21 protein-coding genes are annotated in these 21,590 nt (G+C 40.2%); 8 read left to right on the forward strand and 13 right to left on the reverse strand.

Going from position 1 to position 21,590, the window contains the following annotated elements:
- The first annotated feature begins 449 nt into the window (after positions 1 to 449).
- A complete protein-coding gene (locus BM291_RS17670) occupies positions 450 to 836 on the forward strand; it encodes a GreA/GreB family elongation factor (protein WP_092899904.1) in 387 nt (128 codons plus the stop codon).
- Positions 837 to 893: 57 nt separating this feature from the next.
- Here BM291_RS17670 and BM291_RS17675 read toward each other — a convergent pair whose 3' ends face one another.
- The 8 genes from BM291_RS17675 to BM291_RS17710 all read right to left on the reverse strand — a co-directional run bounded on the left by BM291_RS17675 (position 894) and on the right by BM291_RS17710 (position 8,954).
- On the reverse strand, positions 894 to 1,961 hold the full coding sequence (locus BM291_RS17675) for a branched-chain amino acid aminotransferase (RefSeq protein WP_092899906.1): 1,068 nt from the start codon (positions 1,959 to 1,961) through the stop codon (positions 894 to 896).
- Between the two features lie 41 nt (positions 1,962 to 2,002).
- Positions 2,003 to 2,551 carry a cob(I)yrinic acid a,c-diamide adenosyltransferase gene (locus BM291_RS17680; protein WP_092899908.1) on the reverse strand — a complete coding sequence of 183 codons (549 nt, stop codon included), beginning with the start codon at positions 2,549 to 2,551 and terminating at the stop codon, positions 2,003 to 2,005.
- A 60-nt stretch (positions 2,552 to 2,611) separates the two neighbouring features.
- Positions 2,612 to 3,328: an ABC transporter ATP-binding protein gene (locus tag BM291_RS17685; RefSeq protein WP_092899910.1), complete on the reverse strand. Its 717-nt coding sequence runs from the start codon at positions 3,326 to 3,328 to the stop codon at positions 2,612 to 2,614.
- 76 nt (positions 3,329 to 3,404) lie between these two features.
- Positions 3,405 to 6,176 (reverse strand): tetratricopeptide repeat protein, encoded by a 2,772-nt coding sequence (locus BM291_RS17690; protein WP_092899912.1) that lies wholly within the window; start codon positions 6,174 to 6,176, stop codon positions 3,405 to 3,407.
- Between the two features lie 17 nt (positions 6,177 to 6,193).
- Positions 6,194 to 6,481, reverse strand: coding sequence for an Asp-tRNA(Asn)/Glu-tRNA(Gln) amidotransferase subunit GatC (gatC, locus tag BM291_RS17695; protein ID WP_092899914.1), 288 nt, complete (start codon positions 6,479 to 6,481; stop codon positions 6,194 to 6,196).
- On the reverse strand, positions 6,478 to 7,209 hold the full coding sequence (locus tag BM291_RS17700; RefSeq protein ID WP_092899916.1) for a lysophospholipid acyltransferase family protein: 732 nt from the start codon (positions 7,207 to 7,209) through the stop codon (positions 6,478 to 6,480). The genes gatC and BM291_RS17700 overlap by 4 nt, the downstream gene beginning before the upstream one ends.
- Positions 7,202 to 7,576 carry a globin domain-containing protein gene (locus BM291_RS17705; RefSeq protein ID WP_092899918.1) on the reverse strand — a complete coding sequence of 125 codons (375 nt, stop codon included), beginning with the start codon at positions 7,574 to 7,576 and terminating at the stop codon, positions 7,202 to 7,204. Before BM291_RS17705 ends, BM291_RS17700 begins: the two co-directional genes overlap by 8 nt.
- A gap of 22 nt (positions 7,577 to 7,598) precedes the next feature.
- A complete protein-coding gene (locus BM291_RS17710) occupies positions 7,599 to 8,954 on the reverse strand; it encodes an NfeD family protein (protein WP_092899920.1) in 1,356 nt (451 codons plus the stop codon).
- Positions 8,955 to 9,325: 371 nt separating this feature from the next.
- Between BM291_RS17710 and BM291_RS17715 the strand changes: the two genes are divergently transcribed.
- The 3 genes from BM291_RS17715 to BM291_RS17725 all read left to right on the forward strand — a co-directional run bounded on the left by BM291_RS17715 (position 9,326) and on the right by BM291_RS17725 (position 11,991).
- Complete coding sequence (locus tag BM291_RS17715) at positions 9,326 to 10,477, forward strand: DPBB and LysM peptidoglycan-binding domain-containing protein (protein ID WP_092899922.1); 1,152 nt, start codon at positions 9,326 to 9,328, stop codon at positions 10,475 to 10,477.
- A 192-nt stretch (positions 10,478 to 10,669) separates the two neighbouring features.
- Entirely contained in the window at positions 10,670 to 11,224 is a 555-nt protein-coding gene (locus BM291_RS17720; RefSeq protein ID WP_092899924.1) for a hypothetical protein, read from the forward strand.
- Positions 11,224 to 11,991, forward strand: coding sequence for a TIGR02757 family protein (locus tag BM291_RS17725; RefSeq protein ID WP_092900045.1), 768 nt, complete (start codon positions 11,224 to 11,226; stop codon positions 11,989 to 11,991). The genes BM291_RS17720 and BM291_RS17725 overlap by 1 nt, the downstream gene beginning before the upstream one ends.
- Before the next feature lie 52 nt (positions 11,992 to 12,043).
- Here BM291_RS17725 and BM291_RS17730 read toward each other — a convergent pair whose 3' ends face one another.
- From BM291_RS17730 to aceK, 4 genes are all read right to left on the reverse strand, one after another.
- Positions 12,044 to 13,261 (reverse strand): ATP-grasp domain-containing protein, encoded by a 1,218-nt coding sequence (locus BM291_RS17730; RefSeq protein ID WP_092899926.1) that lies wholly within the window; start codon positions 13,259 to 13,261, stop codon positions 12,044 to 12,046.
- Positions 13,262 to 13,263: 2 nt separating this feature from the next.
- A complete protein-coding gene (locus BM291_RS17735) occupies positions 13,264 to 14,691 on the reverse strand; it encodes a leucyl aminopeptidase family protein (protein ID WP_092899928.1) in 1,428 nt (475 codons plus the stop codon).
- A 19-nt stretch (positions 14,692 to 14,710) separates the two neighbouring features.
- Positions 14,711 to 15,841: an alpha/beta hydrolase gene (locus BM291_RS17740; protein WP_092899930.1), complete on the reverse strand. Its 1,131-nt coding sequence runs from the start codon at positions 15,839 to 15,841 to the stop codon at positions 14,711 to 14,713.
- A gap of 78 nt (positions 15,842 to 15,919) precedes the next feature.
- Positions 15,920 to 17,647: a bifunctional isocitrate dehydrogenase kinase/phosphatase gene (gene aceK, locus BM291_RS17745; RefSeq protein WP_092899932.1), complete on the reverse strand. Its 1,728-nt coding sequence runs from the start codon at positions 17,645 to 17,647 to the stop codon at positions 15,920 to 15,922.
- 316 nt (positions 17,648 to 17,963) lie between these two features.
- Between aceK and BM291_RS17750 the strand changes: the two genes are divergently transcribed.
- The 4 genes from BM291_RS17750 to BM291_RS17765 are packed head-to-tail and all read left to right on the forward strand — an operon-like array spanning position 17,964 to position 20,839.
- On the forward strand, positions 17,964 to 18,647 hold the full coding sequence (locus BM291_RS17750; RefSeq protein WP_092899934.1) for a hypothetical protein: 684 nt from the start codon (positions 17,964 to 17,966) through the stop codon (positions 18,645 to 18,647).
- A 1-nt stretch (position 18,648) separates the two neighbouring features.
- Complete coding sequence (locus tag BM291_RS17755; protein WP_092899936.1) at positions 18,649 to 19,287, forward strand: NUDIX hydrolase; 639 nt, start codon at positions 18,649 to 18,651, stop codon at positions 19,285 to 19,287.
- 56 nt (positions 19,288 to 19,343) lie between these two features.
- Complete coding sequence (locus tag BM291_RS17760) at positions 19,344 to 20,597, forward strand: DUF819 family protein (protein WP_092899938.1); 1,254 nt, start codon at positions 19,344 to 19,346, stop codon at positions 20,595 to 20,597.
- The gene (locus BM291_RS17765; RefSeq protein WP_092899940.1) at positions 20,597 to 20,839 is read left to right on the forward strand and encodes a (2Fe-2S) ferredoxin domain-containing protein; all 243 of its coding nucleotides are present in this window, start codon (positions 20,597 to 20,599) and stop codon (positions 20,837 to 20,839) included. The genes BM291_RS17760 and BM291_RS17765 overlap by 1 nt, the downstream gene beginning before the upstream one ends.
- An 18-nt stretch (positions 20,840 to 20,857) precedes the next feature.
- Here the strand turns inward: BM291_RS17765 and BM291_RS17770 are convergent, their stop codons facing one another.
- Positions 20,858 to 21,535 (reverse strand): hypothetical protein, encoded by a 678-nt coding sequence (locus BM291_RS17770; protein ID WP_092899942.1) that lies wholly within the window; start codon positions 21,533 to 21,535, stop codon positions 20,858 to 20,860.
- Positions 21,536 to 21,590 lie beyond the last annotated feature (55 nt).

Below are 21,590 nucleotides of genomic sequence, written 5' to 3' on the forward strand. Positions count from 1 at the left end.
GGAAAACCAATTCGACCTATTTAGGAACTACTTGTCACAAGCTGTCAAATAATATTTGGCTACGTGCAAAATCCCGTAGAGTCAGTTTAAAGAATTTCACATTCTGAATACTAAGGTTATTTCATCTATTTTTTCTGCTGAATTTTCAACCTTATCTCTGGATGAACGTAAGTGTTATAAGTTCTACAAATAGCGATCATTTTAGATTTTGCTATTTTTTAAAATCTGGCCTCGCTTGAAATCTCAATTGTCATATAAATCCTTCGGTAAATTCCCTATAGCTCCGGCTATTGGCCCGAATATTTGTGTGTTTTGCCAAAAGAACAAAGCCTTTATTTCTTAGCCCTCAGTGATTTTTAGTATTACGTAAGGAGGGCAATTTACCAGACTTCTCACTATCCTTTACCCTGTGCAATTTGTGCCGGGTTCACTTATTTATTTTATAAATCATGAAGCCTATACTCACTAAATCAGATTACAACACCATTAAGGACCTAATAGTCAATACGCCTTCACACTTGATCACCAAAGAAATCTCTTTGTTGGCAAGGGAAATTGAAAAAGCCAAACTTGTTCCTGATGCCAAAATCGAATCTCATATAATTCGACTCAATTCTCATTTTGAAGTTCAGGATGTAGCTTCTGGCCAACTTTTGAAATTCCAATTGACTTTGCCTAAGTTTGGGAATATTGCGGAAAAGAGGCTTTCTATACTTTCACCTTTGGGGGTTGCTATGATTGGGTTTCAAGAGGGGATGGAGATTGAATGGGCACTACCAGGAGGTCTCAAAAAACTTAAAATATTAAGAGTTGATACACCAGTTCTAACAGAATAAAAAAAGGCTGTCTATTTTGAATAGACAGCCTTTTTTGCAAATTATAAAACCGATTTTTTAAATAGTAATAATCCAATTATGTGGATCGGCGATTTCAGCATATTTAATACCATCAAGCTCAGCTAGAACTCTATAGGAAAATGCATCCTCAGATTTTGCAGGAAGCATATAATCTTTGCCATTGACATTTATGCGCTGTACATGAGCGATAGTTGCAGCAGTCCCAGTTCCAAAAGCTTCTTCCAGCGTACCGTCAATTAAGGCAGTCTCTAGTTCTGAAACGGTTAGGAATCTTTCCTCTAATGGTTCATTCCAATCTTTAGCCAATTGAATGACAGAATCTCTGGTGATACCTTTAAGGATGGTTCCTGTATTCGTAGGTGCAGTGATCAGCTTGCCGTCGATCTTGAACATGATATTCATAGTCCCACTCTCTTCGATTTTGCTGTGAGACTTCCCATCAGTCCATAGAAGTTGGTCGTACCCGGCCTTTTGAGCTTGACGAGCAGGATAGAGTGATGCAGCATAGTTACCCGCCGTTTTAGCTGCTCCAGTGCCACCTTCAGTCGCTCGTGTAAATGTAGTTTCTACTTTTACACTCACCGGTTTGTTATAGTAATTTCCTACTGGGCAAGTGAAAATGATGAATTTGTATGTGTCAGAAGGTTTTACTCCGATGTAATCATCTGTAGCAAACATGTAAGGTCTCACATAAAGTGATGCTCCTTTTGCAGTAGGCACCCAGTCTCTTTCGAGATCCAGTAGTTGGGTCATTCCTTCCATAAAGATTTCTTCAGGAAGGTACGGCATGCACATTCTTTCGGCTGATTCATTCAATCGCCTCCAGTTGGCATCCGCACGAAAGACGATGACTTTTCCTTCTTCATTTTTGTAGGCTTTTAATCCTTCAAAAATTGATTGTCCATAGTGAAGTGTCGCGTTAGCTGGGTTCAAGCTAAGTGGTGCATAAGGCACAATTCTAAGATCAGACCATTCACCATTTTTGTAATCCGCCACAAACATGTGATCACTGATCGTGCGTCCAAATACTAAGTTGGAGAAATCTGTTTCCGCTAATCTAGAGTTCTGAACTTTAGTTATCGGTAGGGCAAGTTGTGTCTTCATTTGTTTTGCCTTTAATCTGGCTGAGCCAAGGTAGCTATTAATTATTTTCTGGGATTCCAGATAACTTCATTTACATTAAGTTCTTGAGCCATCTTTCTGCATAGCACAAAGAGGTAGTCAGAAAGCCTGTTGAGATATTGAATTACTAAGTCGGAGACTTCTTCCATAGCTGCCAGTTCGGTCACTATTCTTTCGCATCTCCTGCAGACAGTCCTAGCCAGATGGCCAAAAGAAACAGAAGGATGACCGCCGGGAAGTATAAACGATTTCAGAGGAGGAAGTGGTTTTTCCATTTCATCGATTTGCTTTTCCAGCATTTCAATGTCAGTTTCCAGCAAATCAGGCTTTTTCACATTTTGCTTGGCAGGATCTGTAGCCAGATCTGCACCGATAATGAACAGCCTATCTTGAATTTCCTTCAAGACTTCAGCTCTCATCCAATTAACCTCTTGATCTCGGAGCATTCCAATGTACGAATTAAGCTCGTCCACGGTGCCATACGCATCGATTCTTATATCGAATTTAGGAACTCTCGTTCCTCCCAATAGTGAGGTTTGTCCTTCGTCGCCTGTTTTCGTATAAATTTTCATCTCTTTGCCCTGTTTCTCTAAGGACAAAAATAAGAATCTATTTGAAATTATAAGGTGTGATTAGGCGTGCATTGCAATTCCTCGGGTAGGATTCGGGTTTACAGTGTCCGATTCTACCAATCCATCACGCAATCTTACAATTCTGTGTGCATAATGTGCAATGTCATCTTCGTGCGTTACCATAATTATGGTATTGCCTTTGGAGTGTAATTCATGAAAAAGCTCCATGATATCATGGGATGTCTTTGAATCCAAGTTACCTGTAGGCTCATCGGCAAGAATGATACTTGGTGTGTTTACTAATGCTCTAGCAATGGCCACACGCTGACGCTGACCACCAGAAAGTTCATTTGGGCGGTGCTTAGTTCTATCCCCAAGTCCTACATTTGACAGAGCTTGAAAAGCAATATCTTCTCGATCAGATTTGCTCATACCTGCGTAGACCAATGGAAGCGCTACATTTTCTAAGCAGCTTGCTCTTGGAAGAAGGTTGAACGTCTGAAAGACAAATCCAATTTCTTTATTTCTAATTTCTGCCAATTCATTCTCGGTCATATCAGAAACATCTTTATTGTTCAAGATATAAGTACCTGAAGTAGGCGTGTCTAGACAACCAATGATATTCATCAACGTTGATTTTCCCGAACCAGAAGGTCCCATGAAAGCTACATATTCTCCTTTATCTACTGATATGGAGACAGACTTTAGAGCCTGAATAATTTCAGAGCCCATTCTGTATGTTTTGTTGATTTCGCTGGTTTCTATAATTTTCGTCATGGCTGGGGGTTTTGCTAAAGTTAATATTTTGGGTTGGAAATTGGATTTCCGCCTACACAAAAAACGTTAATGGGTTTCAATAGTTCATGTTTTGGAGGAGTTCAAGCTCTTCTGGACTTGTCCATAGTTTTAAAATCTCTAAGGATTGATCTGCATAGTTATCAAGTCCACTCTCTCTGGCTGCCTTGATTTTTTTGAACCAAAGAATGGGATCTTGGTTAAATTCGGTAGCAGCATTTAATATTTCGTATTGAGTAAGCGGATCAGTATTTATGTCTACTGCGCTAATTATCAGCGGACTAAGGTAAGGGTTTGCTGTAAGTTCGTTGCTAGCCTTTATCCATGAAATGAATGCGTTTACAGAATCTATATTTTTCAAGTCTGGATTGTTGGCAAATATTGTTAGGTGTTCTTGTGGGCCAATTATATCCGTAATATATTTTTCTAATTCTTTTAAATCTTCTTTGCCAAGCCCGTGTGCTTTGAATACTATCAAACGAATTGCAATGTCCGTTTTCAATTCATTTTCAGGAAGTGTCCGCCATTGATGCAATAGGATTTGAGGCAATGTTTGGTGAAAGCGACCAATTATATTCAAATACTTATGAATAGTAGTGTCTTGATTTGATACGTAGCTAGGAAGTCTAACTTGATATTTTTCTCGGATCTCTACTGATTTTGCAGGCATTCCAGCCAGCCCAAATATACTCCAGTGATGTGTGCTGAATCCTTGAAAACCTTTTTCTTCAGCAGCAATAAATTCATTAGCAGCTTTTTGGAAATCCAGATTTTGAGCTAAAATACTTCCAGAAAGTTGCAAGTAGTAAGCAGCATCATTTGGATTTCTGAATGCCAAACCATTTAGATTTTTCACTGCTTCAGTTACTCTTCCAGCTGCCAAACTTCTAATAACGGCGGTTTCTTGCAGAGACATAAGGTAGTCTAGCATTTCAGGCTGTTGCCCAATACTATCTAAAAATGCAAGATCTGAATTGGGATCATTCCTGTTGATTTCAGACATCAGATTTCTCCATCCTGCATTGATAAGCATAGGAGAGGATTCTTGCTGTAGTTTTTCTTTTATCGATTTGACTAGTTCTTCTGATGGAATATTAGCCAGGGCATTTGATGCTGCAAGTTGATTGAGTTGCGATATCAGATCTATTGGTTGAGCTACATTAACTTCTGGCTGGCCAAGCTTGGTTTGTAAAGCGGTCAGATTGGAATTCAAGACGGGATCATCACTTTCGATCTGAGACATCAATTCCAATGCTTCGGTCGACTTGTTGACCTTGGTGTAAAGCAAGCTCAGGTTGTTGACTAAATGTGGCTCGTTAGGGAAAATAGTGAGACCTTTTTCTAAGTAATAAATCGCATCAAACACTTTGTTTTCCAAGTGAAGTCTTTCGCTCAAAAGCAAAATATTGTCGACTTGTGGAGCTTCTGTAATGCTTTCTTCCAAATTCTGCTTTGCCAAGGTAGGCTGCTTCAGATCCAACAGTAATTTGGCGGTAGCAAACTTGGCTTTGGGGTTTTTGCGGTAGCGCATCCAGGCATTTTCGTATAAAATACTGGCCTCTAATTTCTTGTCAATTTGATAGTAATAATCAGCAAGAATATTACTGGTCATCCCGTTAGCCTGAACGCCTACTATTCCCTCAGCATATGTTGTAATGACCAGAATTGTGATTAGTCCACCAATCCTAACATGGTAATAAATGAGAGAATGTGGTTTGTAAATTATTGTGTCAATCGCCTTACCTGAGTTCATGACAGACATGAAATTTGCCATTAGGTAGATGAAGAAAAATAAACTGAAACCAAACTGCGAATAGACAAGGAGATGTTTGAAAAGTTCTTCTCCTGGCTGATTTCCTGAGAGTTTCAATTTCCAGACAAGCCACAAAGAGAGTCCAAATCCTATTAAATGAAGTGCTTTAATGACTGCAGGAGTTGAGACTAATTGCTCACTTTGATTCACTTTTCCTCCAATAGAAATCCAACCAAAAATCCCTAGAGGTATGAGAAGGAACAGTGCAGAGAAGACCGGGAAAGGGAAGTTTAAGTCTCCCTGCAAGTCCAGGAGAATGAAGAAAAGTGTGACCAAATAGATTATAGCTATAAAGCTGATCTGTACAGTGATGTTCAGATTAAGATTACGATTGGCTCGTGCAAGCAAAATGTAAACCCCGGAAATTATGCCGTGTCCGTTCCAAAGTACCCAAGCAAGTGCCAGACAAAAACCAATGGTCAGACTATGCTCTGCTATATAAATTTCTGGATTTGTGATTGGGCTTTGGGTGATGAGTATGGCAAGACCAGAAAATGTCCCTGCAAAAATCGTTAGCCATTTGATTGCCAAATGCGTTTTTTGGCCCCAAAGGTGAAAGTATATCAATGGGATTAGCGTCCCTGCTAAAAGAATAATTAGGGGGTAATTAGCACTTTGACCTCCGATATTCAGACCATTGAAATTGCTTAGTGTGAGTAACACTATCCATACTATTCCTCCTATAATGAAGAAAACCTTTTTGAACTCAGTAATTAAAGTCAGTACTGAAACAACGCCGAGCCAGACTATGCCAGCATAGATGTAAGATTCTGTTAGATGAATTTCAGGGGTTAATGCTTGAAATTCCTGAAACACCAGGTAATTATCTACTTTAATCGGAAAGGAAATGGGTCCAATCTGAACCCAATCAAATGGTATTGCAATGGTATCCAGAAATGAGCCTGCCTGAATATTGACATAAGGTTGAGGGTCAAAAATCAGGTAATAAAGCGCAAAAAGCCCTCCTGAAATTATGAATAGGAGGGCTAAGATTTTAAATGCTAGGGAGGTTTTCAATGTGTTTTTCAAAAGTACTATTCCATTACTTTAGGTACGCGGAAGTAGTCAGAGTCTCTTTTAGGAGCATTTTTAAGCCCAGATTCATGGTCCAGTTGATGTCCTACTTTATCCTCACGCATCACATTCACTTCTGAAGACATGGTGGTCAGAGGTTCAATATTCTCTGTGTCAATTTCATCCAATTTTTCTACCCAGTCGAGAATTTGACTCATGTCCTTTGACATTTTCTCAGCACTGCTTTCGTCAAATTCCAACCTCGCTAAGTGAGCGATTTTCTTGATTGAATTGGTATCTATTTTCATATGTTTAGATTATCTAGGTCGAGTTGAGTCTGGATTACTTGAAAGCATTTTTCTTTCAAAGCCTTCTCAGAATCAAAATTCTCGGGAAGCAATGGCTCGTGGAGAACCATTTTTGCTGATCTCCAATGAAACAGTAACTTCCCGTCATCGGGTAAAATTAGATGATTATAGGATAAAGTGGCAGGGATAATGGGGATTTGTTTGTCTTTAGCCATCCGAAAAGCCCCGTTTTTGAAGGGAATCATCTCGGGAGGGTTTTTGGTAAAGATTCCCCCTTCTGGAAAAATGATCACTGAACTTCCTGATTCAAGTGCTCGATCAGTTCGTTTCATCGTTTCTGCTCTGCTTCTCAATCTATCCCTATCCACTGCAATATGAAGATTCTTAAAATAATAGCCGAAAAGTGGTGCTTTTCTAATGGAAGCTTTTCCAACAAATAGCACATCACCAGGAATAAATCCCATCATAGCGATGTCTAAGTAGCTGAAGTGATTTGCTAGATAAATGTAGGGTTTGCCTTTTTCAATCTTCTCGGTTTTCTCAAATTTCACAGGAAGGAAAATGCACGTGAAATAGCCTCTTGCCCAGTAGCGATTGATTTTTCTGCCGTATTTGTTCCAACTAGGAACCCAGATGCAAATCAGAATAAAAGGGAAGATTATAAGAAAGCTAAGAATGAAGATTATTGAGGCATAGATCGAATACAGCCTTGCAAGCAGGTTATTCATGATTGATCATATGGTTTGCAGCCTTGACGAAATAACTCATCATAGCTTCCTTAATATTCGTTTCTAGCTCAACTTGGTCCAGCGCCACAAGCATGGAATTCATCCAATGATCACGCATGGCAGCATCTATTTTCCATTTGGCATGCCTCATTCTGAGACGTGGATGACCTCGCTGCTCAGAATAGGTCTCAGGGCCTCCGAATACTTGGAGTAAAAAGAGAAACAAACGCTCTTCGGCGGGAGCCAAATCATCCGGATACAGTTTTTTCAGAGCTTCATTTTTGGAAACTTCCTGATAGAAATAGTAGGTGAGTAAGCGGATTTTTTCTTCGCCGATCAGGTCGTATATCGTCTGAGAAGTATTCATGGAGCAAACTTACCAATTTCTATCAAGCCTCCCATTTTTTCACTTTCAGCGACGTGCCTTCCGTGGAAATAACGATGATGTTTTCACCCTGATCAATAAATTCCCCTCGGGAATAGGCGTCATAGATGTCTCCATTTATTTCGATTTTTCCACTTGGTCTTAATCTGGAATGAACTACTCCAGTTTGACCTTTGAGTGAGTCTGCATAGAAAGAGGAAGTATAGCCATCACTTCTTTGCTGGGTAGTGGCAAGTGTGATAGTTTTGAAAGCTCCCCATTCATTGACTTTTGGAGTAAGCCAAAAGACTAAGCCAACGGAGGCAATTGCAGCTAATATAACGGTGAGTAAAGCCCCGAATAGGTCTGCAGCAGGCACAAAATCAAAGTTGAAATTCTGATTTGGGATCATACCTAGTACCAATCCTGTCAAAATCCCGATGATTCCCAATACGCCGAAAATCCCAAAACCAGGTATGACAAATAGTTCTACGGCTAAAAGAATGACTCCAATAAAAAAGACCAGAATCTCCCAGTTTTCAGCCAAACCATTGAGATAGTAGGGAATGAAGTATAGGAATACTGCAACTACAGAGGCAAGAATAGGGAAACCTATACCTGGAGTTTGTAATTCGAAATATAAACCGCCGATAATGATCAAGATCAAAAATCCGCTTACAGCGGGATTTAAGAAGAAGGCGATTATCTGTTCTGCGGCATCAGTCTCATATGCTATTATTTCGGCGTTTGCAAGGTTTTGAGACGCAAGAATTGCTTCTATCGTGTCGTATTGGCCTTCGCTAAAACCATATTTTTCAGCCTCATTAGCAGAGAAAGTAATCACAGAACCAGCTTCTGATATTCCTTCAATTTCGATTTTCTCATCTACCATCGCTTCTGCTATTTTTGGGTCACGACCCTGCGCTTCAGCAGTACTTCTCATCATCGAACGCATATAAGATTGGTATTTGTCGGGGGCCGCAGCTCCATCTGTACCGTTAACTACCGTAGCTGCCCCTATACTTGCACCAGGTGCCATGTAAATACTGTCTGTAGCAATGGAAATCAATGCTCCTGCGGAGGCAGCATCTTTATTAATAAAGACATAAATAGGGATGGTTGAATTGAGAATCATTGTTCGTATGGCATCTGCATCATTTACCGCTCCACCATAGGTGTCCATGTCAATTATAATCAGATCAACTTCTTCTAATTCGGCTTTTTCAAGCGCCAGTTTCACCCGACGAGTCATGGCAGGATCAATATCCGTGTCGATTTTGAAGGTGAAAACCTTCTTGTCATCACCAGTATCAGTTTGGCCTAGAACCAGTTGAGAAGAAAGTAGGAGTAATAGTAGAAATGAACTGAAATAGATTTTCATTTTTGGATTGCATGTACGAATGATAAAAGATACGAAATACACATAAAAAGTGATTCTTTTCTTCGCTTAGCTATGATTTATTGATGTAATATCTGTTTATAAATTCCGATTCTTGGACTATTCTTCGATCTTTGCTAGGAATACAGTATCAGTATTGCTCGATTTCTTTTCATGCTTTTATTACTTTCTTTTAAAAGGCCACATGCTAGCCCGGCTAATGCCAGTCGGACGGGGAATCTCGCAGGATTTATAATCATCCGTATTAGTGTCACTTGTGTCATGCTCGATTTCTAGCATAATTCTTGCGCCACTTGACTTTGGAAATTAATCTTTTATTTCTAATTCGTTTACTCCCAACTCAGTACAACCCTATGAATAATAGATCACAGTTTTTCTGGTCCTTTCTTCTTGTTTTCTCATTTACTTCATCATTATCAATGGCTTCCGAGCTTACTTCTATCGATTCGGTGGGAGTGCAGCGTATAGGAGATCAGTCTTACATTCTTCATGAAGTTGATCCAAAGGAGACTCTTTTCGGGATTTCCCGCCGATATAAAGCAGCTGTAAGTGATATTGTCAATGCTAATCCTGTTTTGAAAGAAGGGTTGAAGATTGGCCAAACGATCAAAGTACCTTTTGTTTCGATGGCTGAACTTCCTGCTGGTTCTGTATTGCATAATGTAGTTCCTGGCGAAACGCTTTTCTCCATTTCAAAGAAGTATGGAGTATCTGTAGAAAGTGTGATGAAGGACAATGGTATGAAAGGTAATGATCTAAGTGTAGGTCAGTCCTTGATTATTGAGCCGGCTGTTCCAATTGCTGTCGCAAAAGAACCAGTTGTTGTTGCTACTACCACGACCACAACAGAGGGTAAGGCAAAAGAAAAACCTGCTAAAAAAGTAGAGGAAGCTCCGAAAGTGAAAGAGAAAGTGGAGCCTACTCCTAAACCTGAAGCGGTAAAAGCTGCATATCCTGAGACTGTTGCCAAAACAAGTAAGCCAATGGTGCCCGGTGAGTGGAGATCTCATACTGTTCAAAGTGGAGAAACACTTTTTTCTATTGCTAGTCAGCATTCAGCTCGGGTTGAAGATTTGATTACATGGAATGCATTGACGTCAAATAATCTGCAGCAAGGCCAAGTATTGAAAGTGGGTCGCGGTGCAATGGAAGAGTCTACTGTTCCGGTGATCGGCACTCCAAGAGTAGTTTCCAGTGTAGATGAAATGATGGTGGAGCCTGCAGATGCTTCTGGAGGTTTTAAAAATATTAAAGAAACAGGCCAAGCTGAACTTATTGAAGGTACAGGTGGCCATAAAAAATATCTAGTGCTTCACAGAACTGCTCCAGTCGGTACGATCATGAGAGTGAAAAATGAAGAGAATGACGTGACGATTTTCGCTAGAGTAGTAGGTACTCTTCCACAAACTGGCGACAATAGTAAATTAGTGATTAAGCTTTCTCAGGCAGCATTTGATCAGTTGAAAGCTGTGAATGGTAGATTCCCTGTTGAAGTGATGTATTAAGAAGCTGGAAGACCGAAGACAGGAGACAGAAGTAGCTTTCCAATGAAAGACTACAATATCCCCAACATACTTATATTTAGAAGACCGTCAGATTTGGCGGTCTTCTTGCGTTTTGAACCTATAGTTTACTCCTTAGGTTTTAAGAGGGAATTTTGGTTTCCGGAAAGCCACTGCTAATTTTGCATTCCAGCTATGAATAAAGTCCAACTCATATTCCACCACATTTTCCGATTTATCTGGAATTTGATTTTTATTATTTCCTATCCGATTTTGGCAAGTTTCGGCTTACTATTTATAGGAGTGACCTATGTGTTTTCTTTGCTCTCTCGGTTTTTGAATAGACTTAGACCTGAAGGGAATAAAGTTGTTTTGAAGCAATCTGAATGGGAGGATTTACCATATTCTGGTGAATTGTTGGAAGCCAAACTGATCAAGCAAATTGTATTTGGTCCTGCTGGATTCCAGTTTAGGAGAAAAGATGGAGTGCCCTCTATTCTCTCTGATTTCGTGTTTGGAAAAAAAGTAAGAGTGCTTGAAGAAGGATTTCTTTTAGAGAAATGGAATAGTACGGATTCTAAGGATTTGCCAGATTTTGATATTTGCCTTTATGATCCAGATGAAGATTCACTTCGCTCTCTTACTAATATCAAATGTTTTGACTGGCACGTTTCAGAGAAAGTAGAAAATGAGTTGTGCTTCAAATGGTTTGATGGTACACAAGGTGGGGAAGTGAAAGTGGCTATTTGATGCATAACCTAAAGGATTTTTTAGACGAGAAAGTAGAACAATACAATCGTCCTGGATTTATCACGCTTGATCCAATATCAATTCCACATCGATTTTCCAAAAAGGAGGATATTGAAATTTCTGGTTTCTTTGCTGCTATTTTGGCTTGGGGGCAGCGCAAGACAATCATTAATAAATGCATAGAATTGTTTCAGATGATGGACAATTCACCGCATGACTTTTTGCTGAATCATCAAGAAGATGATCTGAAACCGTTTTTGAACTTCAAGCATAGAACCTTCAATGACATCGATACTTTATATTTTATTCACTTCTTAAGTTGGTTTTACAAAAAGCATGATTCCCTTGAAGAAGCCTTTCTACTTGGGCAGACAGGCGAAATAGATGCCATGCAATCTATTCTGACAAGATTTCAAGAATTCTTCTTTTCAATTCCAGATTCTCCACATCGCACCCGAAAGCATATTGCCACACCAAGTCGTAAGGCTGCATGTAAGCGTATTAATATGTACTTGCGTTGGATGGTGAGAGATGATGATAAAGGAGTCGATTTTGGGATTTGGAAGAAGATCTCACCCTCGCAATTGATTTGCCCTTGTGATCTGCACGTGGATAGAGTAGGGAGGAAGCTTGGGATGATTTCCAGAAAGCAAACCGATTGGTTGACTGCTTTGGAGTTAACAGCGAAACTTCGGGAGTTTGACGCAGCTGATCCTGTCAAATATGACTTTGCTCTTTTTGGGCTGGGAGTGGAAGAGAAGTTTTGAGGGCTGTCTGATTAATTAAAAGAACCAGACAACCTTCTATTGTAGAGCAGCCTTAATGAAATTTCTTCAACTCAGGAGCATCTGCCACTGTGGAAAATTCTCTAGCGATTCGTTCTGCATAATCATCCAGGAGTTGCATCACTCGATCCTGATTTTTAGACTTCACAATCAAGCCAGCATGGTATTCCAGTGGAACTCTAAAGTAAACCTCAGGATCATCGAAACTACTCAAATCAGGATGTTCAAATTTAGAAAGTGTCAGCAAGATTCCTGCGTAGTTCTTGGCAACTTTCGGTAGTTTGTAAGTGTAGTCTTTGGCGAGAGAATCTTCGATTTTCGCCCATTCAGCCCAGAGATTGATATCTGTTGCTGCTTCCACCATTTCTGCCAAATGTGCTCCTCCTACACGGGAGGATGTTTCGAGGAAGTAAATCTCTCCATCCTCACGTGATTTGATGAATTCTGTATGCGTTGCTCCTGACTTCATGCCGAATGCTTTCATGATCGCAGCATTCGCTTTTTTGATCGCTTTTTCATCGTCAGATCCATACTTCAAATTCGCCGAGCGGAAGATCCCGCCACCTAAGGAAATTTCCATCGGCGTGGACAAATATCTCGACACGGAGCTGAAGAGGTTTTTCCCATCCAGCATCAACCCATCCACATGATAGACATCACCTGGTTTGAATTGTTCTACTAAATAATACAGTCTATTATCTCCTAATTCATGGATGTTTTCCCAAAGCGAGTCTTTGTCGTGAACCTTGATGATTCCATGCGCAGAAGCTTCGGAACGAGGTTTTAACACCCATGGCGCAGGGATGTGATCAGCAAACTGATTGATGTCGTCGTCATTGAATAGCGGTGCAAAGGCTGGAACTTTGATGTCTGAGTCATGTGCTTTGATACGCATGGCCAGCTTGTCCCGGAAAAATCGCCCCGTAGTCTGACCCATTCCTGGAATTCTAAGGTTTTCGCGGAGATAAGTAGCTTTTTCCACGTCATAATCATCGAGAGCAACGATGCTTTCGATCTTATGATTTTTCATCAACCCACCTACGCCTTTCATCAAAAGCTCAAGGTCCCAGTCCAAATCCTGACCAGGCATATAGAAGATCTCATCTATGTATTCGAATGCCCAGGGCTTGTTTTTCAGTTTTTCAGAAGTGACTAAAAAGACACGATTGCCTTGCTTTTTCAACTGAGTTAAAAATGCATTTCCCTTGAAAAAGTTAGAAATGCAGAGAAAAGTCTTGCCCTGATCGTCCATAATTACAATTGATTTTCGATGAATTTAAGTAATAATTGCACTCCAAAAGCAGTCCCAGACTTAGTTTTGGTAAATTCGCTATCGCCAAAAGCTACTCCAGCAATATCCAAATGCGCCCAAGAAGGATGCTCATGGATAAAAGCTTCTAGAAATTTGGCCGCTGTAATAGCTCCAGCGATTGGTTTTCCATGGTAATTTTTAATATCTGCGATTTCTGAATCCATTTCTGAGCGGTAGCTTTCCCACATCGGAAGTGGCCAAACTTTCTCGCCTGATTGCATGCCTGCTTCACGAAGTGAATTTGAAATAGCATCAGAATTAGAGAAAAGAGCTCCGCATTCGTAGCCGAAAGTGCCAACACTACTTCCTGTCAAAGTTGCCAAATCGATTAGCTGATCCACTTGGTAGTTCTTAACTAGGTAAGAAAGACCATCCGCTAATATCAATCGACCTTCGGCATCCGTATCGATTACTTCTATGCTCAATCCTGCATGAGAACCGATGACTTGGGATGGGAGGTAAGCATCCTTGTCTACAGAGTTTTCTACGGCTGGGACGATGGCGGTAAGATTGATAGGAAGCTTGAGTGCAGCGATTAGCTGAGTTGCAGCTAGAACAGCAGCGGCACCACCCATATCAGATTTCATGTACACCATGCCCTGTGTTTTGATATTCAATCCTCCAGTGTCAAAAGTGACTCCCTTTCCCACTAAACCTACGTGGGATTTGGCTTCAGGATTTCTGTACTCCATGATGATGAATTTTGGTGCTTTTGCACTGCCTCGAGCAACAGCCAAAAAGGCATCCAATCCTTCTGATTTAGCTTTTTCTTCGTCAAATATGGTGACAGTAAAGCCATGTTCTGCACCTTGCTCCACAGCCCAGTTCGCCAAATATTCTGGTGTAACGACATTGGGAGGAAGATCAACTAATTTGAATCCTTCGATTTTAGCAGCAGCAATTTTCGCCGCGCGATCACATGTTTTATCTATTCCTTGAGAAGAGGAGATGACATTGATTTCTAAGTTTGAGAAGTCTTTCTGACCTTCTTTCTTTTGCTTAAAAAAGCCAATGCTGTACGCGCCAAGCTGAAAACCAACCAGAGCACTTTCAATTAATTCTGTAGAAAAGTCATCAGAGAAATCAATAGTAGCAGAAGTTTCTACCAGATCTTTGTTTTTGGAAAGCACTCTACGGAATGACTTTTCTATGCTAGCAACATCAGGTTTATCTCCCAATCCTATAAGTAATATCAACCGCCCATCAATTTCCAATTGATAGGAAGTATCCTTTTTACCAGAGAAAAGTGAAGGATTTACAGTAAAGCCTGCAAGTTTTTCTTTGAGAACTGCTTCTGGGTTTGTGCCCAAAATTGGGATGATAAGAAGGCTTGAATTGGTGCTTGAGTCTGATTGTATATTGAACTGCATAGTTTGTTGCTTTCGCTGATTAATCTTCTTTATTACTGAAAAATAGCCATTCTATGGCTTTCGGGAACTCGTCGCTCCAATAAGTCTCGTTGTGCTTGCCTTCTTCATTGATGCTGAGATGAACTTTCATTTTACCTTTTAAGCTTTCTCTTTTGAGTAAGCGTTTACGGAATTTGAGAACATGTTTTACCATAGTTTCACTCTCATCGCCACCTGCATAGAGGTAAAGCCTGGTGTCCTGAGGTTCGAAAATATCAAGAAAACCCAGTTTGATTTTAGGTATCACCCAAAGTGAGGGAGAGAAAACCATTAGTTTCCCAAAAACCTCTGGATAAATAAGGCCTGAGAAAATACTCACCAAACCTCCCATGGAACTGCCGCCAATTCCAGTGAATTCCCGCTCGGTCTTAGTTCGATAGGTATTGTCTACAAAAGGTTTCAGAGTGTCCGTGATGAATCGAATATACTTCTTACCACTTCCTGCGCCTAGCACAGTTTTGCCTACGTTATATTCCTGCAAACGCTCGGACTCCCCATGTTCTACAGCGATGACGATGATTTTGCCAATGCCGTAGTCAGACATTACAGCGAGTTTCTTGTCTATCTGCCAATTGCCAAATGCAGCATTTTCATTGAAAAGGTTCTGAGCATCATGCAGGTAAAGAACTGGATAAGTTTCATCGCTGCTGTTATAATCGTGCGGTAGTAGAGCCCAAACTTTGCGTGTCTTATTGAGTTGCGGGATTTCAAATTCCTCAGAAATCAAACGTATGATTGGAAGCTGACTTGGCCGATAGGGTAGCCAGTTTTTACGCCATTTTGCTACTTTTTCGACCTTGGTGTCCTTATCGTCATCCCAAGATCTATTTGGAGTTCTATTGCCATAGCGATCGATCTCTACTTCTGACCAATCACCTTTGGTGAATTTATAGATAAGCTCTTTTTCAAATTCTGAACTAGGAGGAAAAGTAAACTCATACTTTCCTTTGGCACATTTTTTCATCAGATAACGACGATCCTGAGTTGCCCAATTATTGAAATTACCTGAGATATAAACAGGCCTTTCATCGTCAATAGGGGTATTCAGAATTATGGTTTTCGTCTTTGTGGCTTGTGGGGTGTTTATATTCGATTGTGATTCAGAATTCATTCAATTGGGTGATTATGGGCTAAACCCAGATTGCAAAAATAAGGGTTGCAGGCATACCAATGAAAAAAACTTCTGTTCTTAAATCTTTTCATCAGGGCGGAAACGAATCTCATCAGGGTAGGGGAAAGCATGTATCAACTCACCAGCCGCTATTCTTTGTTGGACTCCTTGCCAATAAACTGGATCAAAAAGATCTTTGTGGTAATCCAGAAAATGATCCTTAATATCTTTCCTTCCTATCATCCATCGCTTGAAGTCTTCCGGGAAAACGTCATTTTTTGCAATGGAGTACCATGGCTCTGGAGCATATATCTGCTCATAGGTTTCAGCTTTAGGCTTGACTCGAAAGTTCATATCCGTCAGAAATTCTATTTCATCATAATCATAGAAAATCACCCGCTTTTGGCGGGTAAGGCCGAAGTTTTTGGTCATCATGTCGCCCGGGAAAATATTTGCCTGAGCCAGTTGTAGGATAGATCTTCCATAGTCTTCAGCCGCTTTCATTCCTTCCTCAGTGCTGCAATGCTCCAAGAATAGATTTAAAGGTTCCATTCTACGCTCTGTATATAAGTGCTTGATGATTAGATGAGAGTCGGTGACAATTAGGTGAGAATTGGTAGTTTTTCGGAGTTCTATCATCAAATCAGCACTGATCCTACCGATAGGTATCTTAAAATATTCAAACTCGTGTGTATCTGCCATTCTTCCTACCCGATCATGTAGAGAAACCAGCTTATACTTGCCACGAACTTCTTGCCTAGTCATGGTTTTTGGAGGTTCAAAATGATCCTTGATCATTTTGAATACAATGTTCAAGGAAGGCAACGTGAATACTGTCATTACCATTCCTTTAATTCCTGCAGCTACTTCAAATTGATCATCACTAGCTTCTAAGTGATGGAGAAAATCTCTATAGAATAAGGTTTTTCCATGCTTGTTGAATCCGATAGCATTGTAGAGTTCGTGGATTTTCTTGTGCGGGATAACTGAGTTGAGGAATCCGACTACTTGGGATGGGATTTCGGCTTCGACCATGAAATATGATCTGGTAAAGCTGAACATGCTACTCATCAGATTTGGATCAAAAATCAAAGTATCTACGAAAACTCCCTTTTTTCCGTGTACCACTGGGATGATGAAAGGCATCCATTTATGTCCTAGAAAAGTCCTTCCTATTAAATAGGCAGCCTTATTTCGGTAAAAAACGGATTTCAAAATCTGAGTTTTCGTCTCAGGACCGACCCTATATCTAGTTAAAATAACTTTTTTAACACTGGCTATTAAGAATTTGATGTCCTGTTCCTTATCCATGAATGGAGCGCCAAAGTCATAATCATCCAGTATTTGCCTGATATTTTTTTCCAATCCAAGAAAGGAAGGGTAAGTCCTGAGCAGTTCCTCGGACTCTCTCACTGTACAGGAATCGAAACCTTCCATGACAAACATCAAGTCCTCATCGATTGTCAATTTAGGATAGGCTTTCCGGATGACTGAGTTGAAAAATGTTTCTGCAAGTTCGAGATCAGGTCTTTTGGTAATCAGTAATTGATACTGAAACTTTATTTCCTTCCAACTCGAGAAATCAGATGCCTGATCACCCAGCATTTCTTTGCACTCCTGTGCGAGGGGAAATAGTAAATCTTTGTAGAGTCGAAGCCTTTGCTTGTTATTTAAATGAGTTGCATGCCAGGCTTTTTCGCTAAAATATTTGGGTGCTAATCGAGTGTAGGTGTTGAAAAGCTCCATGTAAGTAATGAAGCCAGTTTCAATTTTCTCAGCTAATTGTTTCGGAAGTGTTAAGGGCATAAAAGTTTATTCGCTGAAACTTAATGTAAAGCTCAAATTTAATTGAAAATATTTTTGGCGTTTGCTAAGATATAATTTCGTTGATTTTTAAGGGTTTATCTCAGAAAATCTTTGGGGAAATAAAATTTCGAAAATCTTTCGCAATCGATTGTTTGGAGTATATGAAAACATTTTATAATTTTCGGAGGTATTCATAAAACGAATATCTACAATAGGTTTAATAGGTTTGAGAGCAGGAAAAGGTTGGGTCAATGTCCCAACCTTTTTTGATTTTTAGTCATCAAGACTTAGCTTAACCTTCTCAATTAAAACTTCTATGGGGAGTCCGAAATTTACACTTACTTATTTAGCAGCTTTTAGCGTTGCCTTAATCTCACTTTTTTCTTGTGATTCTAGTGAAAAGAGCACTAATGAACGCATAGAAAATATTACGCTGGACGAAGAAGAACTAGATCGAAACAGATCTCAAATAGATTTGGCATTTGCGCAAAATAAGAATTGGTATACGCACTGGAGCAGTGACCTAGGAATGTTTGATGCTTCTCAGTTCGAGTTGGTGATGACAGACTCTATTGATCCCATGGAAATGCCTGAACGTAATCCAATTCTTAAGGGTGACCCGTTGTTTCCATATCAAATGCCTCATCCAACTGGGAACGGGACGATAGATATTTATAGTTACAAAGTCGAAGCGCAGGATGCTATAGATACTCCCTTCCTTAATCCAGATTCCGAAGTCGTCTGGTATAAGGAAGATGGGATGAAAGAACGCTTACTCTTTATGGGACCTTCAGGTATGTTTGAGGAAGGACTTTGGCTGAGCGAAAGTGAGTTTTTAGTACTTGGTTTTTTTCAGGAAGAAGCTGGCTATAGACCTATGGCTTGGCTGATCAATGTTGAGAATCATACCCTGAGACAATTTCAGATGAATAAAGTTTCAGAATCCTATGTGCCACAATCGTATATCAATTCAAAAATCAAACAGGTAGATTTGGGCTAATATGGATTTTGAAAGCGTGCTCAATTTGTTGGAAAATGGGATGAAACATCCTTTGCCTGGCAAAGAAGCGCAACTTTCTATGTCTCCAAATCCTGTAGATATGAGAAGGTTTGATCCAAAACTTCCAGATAACCATAGAAAAGGGGCTGTATTAATATTGCTTTACCCATACAAAAACAAAGCATTTTTTCCTTTGATCAAAAGACCAGTTTATCAGGGAGTTCATAGTGGACAGATTGCATTTCCCGGAGGTAAAATGGAGGAAGAAGACGGAGACGAAGTGGATACGGCACTTCGGGAAGCTTGGGAGGAAGTAGGGATTCTGCCTGAGCAAGTCAAATTGATTGGTAGAATGAGTGATTTATTTATTCCAACTAGTAATTTTTTGGTAAGCCCTGTTTTGGGTTATTCCGAGGTTGTTCCAGATTTTGTCCCTGAAGAAAAAGAAGTAGCTAGAATTATCCAAGCTGCAGTCAGTACACTATATGAGCCCAGTATTCGCAAGCAGAAGATCCTAGAATTCAGCAATAATTTCCGCTTGGACACTCCCTATTTTGAAGTAGATCAAGAGATGGTCTGGGGCGCGACAGCGATGATTTTAAGTGAATTGCTACAGATTCTTGAAAACGGAAAGAGTTAGACTCTGGGCTTTTTGGACAATTGTTGGTATTGTTGCAGTCGATTATCCCAGATATAATGGAAGAAAATACTCCTTTGCTTACAAATGATGCTGTAGTTTTTGGATTGCTTATGGCAATTTTGGCTATAATTTTTGTCACCTCAGCTAGTGATAAACCTTTTTGGAAAAAATTTTACGGAGTAGTTCCGACCGTTTTGCTCTGCTATTTCATACCCGCACTTGCCAATTCCTTTGGATTGATATCAGGAGAAAGCTCCTCACTTTATAAAGTAGCGAGTAGGTATTTGCTTCCCGCCTCCTTGGTTTTATTTACCATCAGTATTGATATCAAAGGGATTTTGAAATTGGGTCCTAAAGCACTTACTATGTTTCTGGCAGGAACTGTTGGGATCATGCTGGGCGGTCCTCTGGCATTATTGACTGTGGGCACATTGTTCCCTGACTTATTAGGAGGTAGTGGTCCAGAGGAGGTCTGGAGAGGCTTGTCGACTATTGCGGGTTCTTGGATAGGGGGAGGAGCAAATCAAACTGCTATGTTGGAGGTTTTCGGACCTAGCCCAGCGCTTTTCAGTCAGATGATTGCTGTGGATGTGTTGGTCGCAAATCTATGGATGGCAGTTTTGCTTTATTGGGCTGCAAAGCCAGAGAAGATAGATAAGCTTTTCAACGCTGATAGCACCAAGATCTATGAGCTTCGGGATAGAATTGAAGAGTTCAGAAAGGGAATCATGAAGATCCCAACCCTATCAGATACGATGATTATTCTCGGTGTTGGCTTTGGTGTCACAGGAGTTGCCCATTTAATAGCGGATTTTGTTGCACCATTTATTGGAGAAAATTATCCAAATCTGAAGCAGTTCTCATTGGATTCAGCTTTCTTCTGGATAGTGGTAATAGCTACTACCGCAGGACTTTTACTGTCTTTCACTAAAGTTAGGAAATTGGAAGGCGCAGGAGCTTCCCGTATGGGAAGTGTTCTGCTATATGTATTGATTGCTACCATAGGGATGCAAATGGATCTAGGAGCCGTCTTAGACAACCCACTGTTGTTTGTGGTAGGGATAGTATGGATGCTTTTCCATATCATCATCATGCTCATCGTAGCATTTATTATCAAAGCTCCATTCTTCTATGTTGCTGTAGGGTCACAGGCAAATGTTGGAGGTGCGGCATCTGCACCTATTGTAGCGGCGGCATTTGACGCATCACTTGCTCCAGTTGGCGTACTTTTGGCTGTGTTAGGATATGCTGCGGGTACGTATGGTGCGTATCTGTGTGGCTTGATGATGCAGGCTATCTCGGTAGGATAATGAAACACACTAGAAAACTAGTTTTTATATGCAATGGATCCGATTGTAAGCAAGGCGGAGCTAAAAAATTGTATAAGGAACTGAAAGGTCTTACTGATGAACCAGCGCTCAAAGGGACCTGTAAATTCATCAAAACCAAGTGCATGGATATGTGTAAAACAGCGCCAAATGTAATTGTAGGTGATCATTTCTGTAAGAAAACGACTGCTGACAAAGTATTGGCACAAATAAAAAAGTCCTGAATTTCAGGACTTTTTGTTCTAATTAGCTGGTCTGGTGATTTGCTTGAGTGTCACTTCAGGACTGGACACTTCATTACTTCGATTTAAAGCTCTATCCTGAATAGATACATCTATTCTTATAGTATCTGTTCTGAAAATAGATTCCCAGCCCGAGGAGAGCATTCCATAACTGATGTTTCCTTCTACAGCCTGACCATCTTCTGAAGTAAGGATTCTTGGAAATCGACCATTGAATGTGGTATAGAATGGAGGGTCTTGCCATTTAAATTCCTTGAATTGCCCATTTCTTTTGATAAAGAATCTCACGAAAATATTGAATTGATTTGGGTTCTGTTTTACCCAAATAGTGTCTTTTACAACTATGTTGTTTACTATAGGATTCACTAACCAATCTATGGGATTGTAAGTTGGAGCCTCAGAAGGTCTGGTGCTATAGGTGATCAACTCTCCGGTAGAATTCCTCTGGAAATCCACATCATGAAAAGGAGGGTCGTCATCAGTAGCTGATAATCCTAGATCTCCCTCCGCATCTTGAAAATCAATTCCGATAATCAGAGAATCTGCACCTGACGTTGGCGCGTATTCGATTGATTCAAAGACGATTTTAGGGACAGAAGGGAAATTATCTGGTGGATTGATACAGGCAGTTGCGAGGATCAGCAAAAAGAATATTCCTAAATAGCTTTTTAAACGCATAGGGTGAAAGTAAATTTACCACCAAATTAAACCAATACTTTGGTTGGATTGATGC

Source organism: Algoriphagus aquimarinus, from assembly GCF_900112005.1.
GTDB lineage: Bacteria > Bacteroidota > Bacteroidia > Cytophagales > Cyclobacteriaceae > Algoriphagus > Algoriphagus aquimarinus.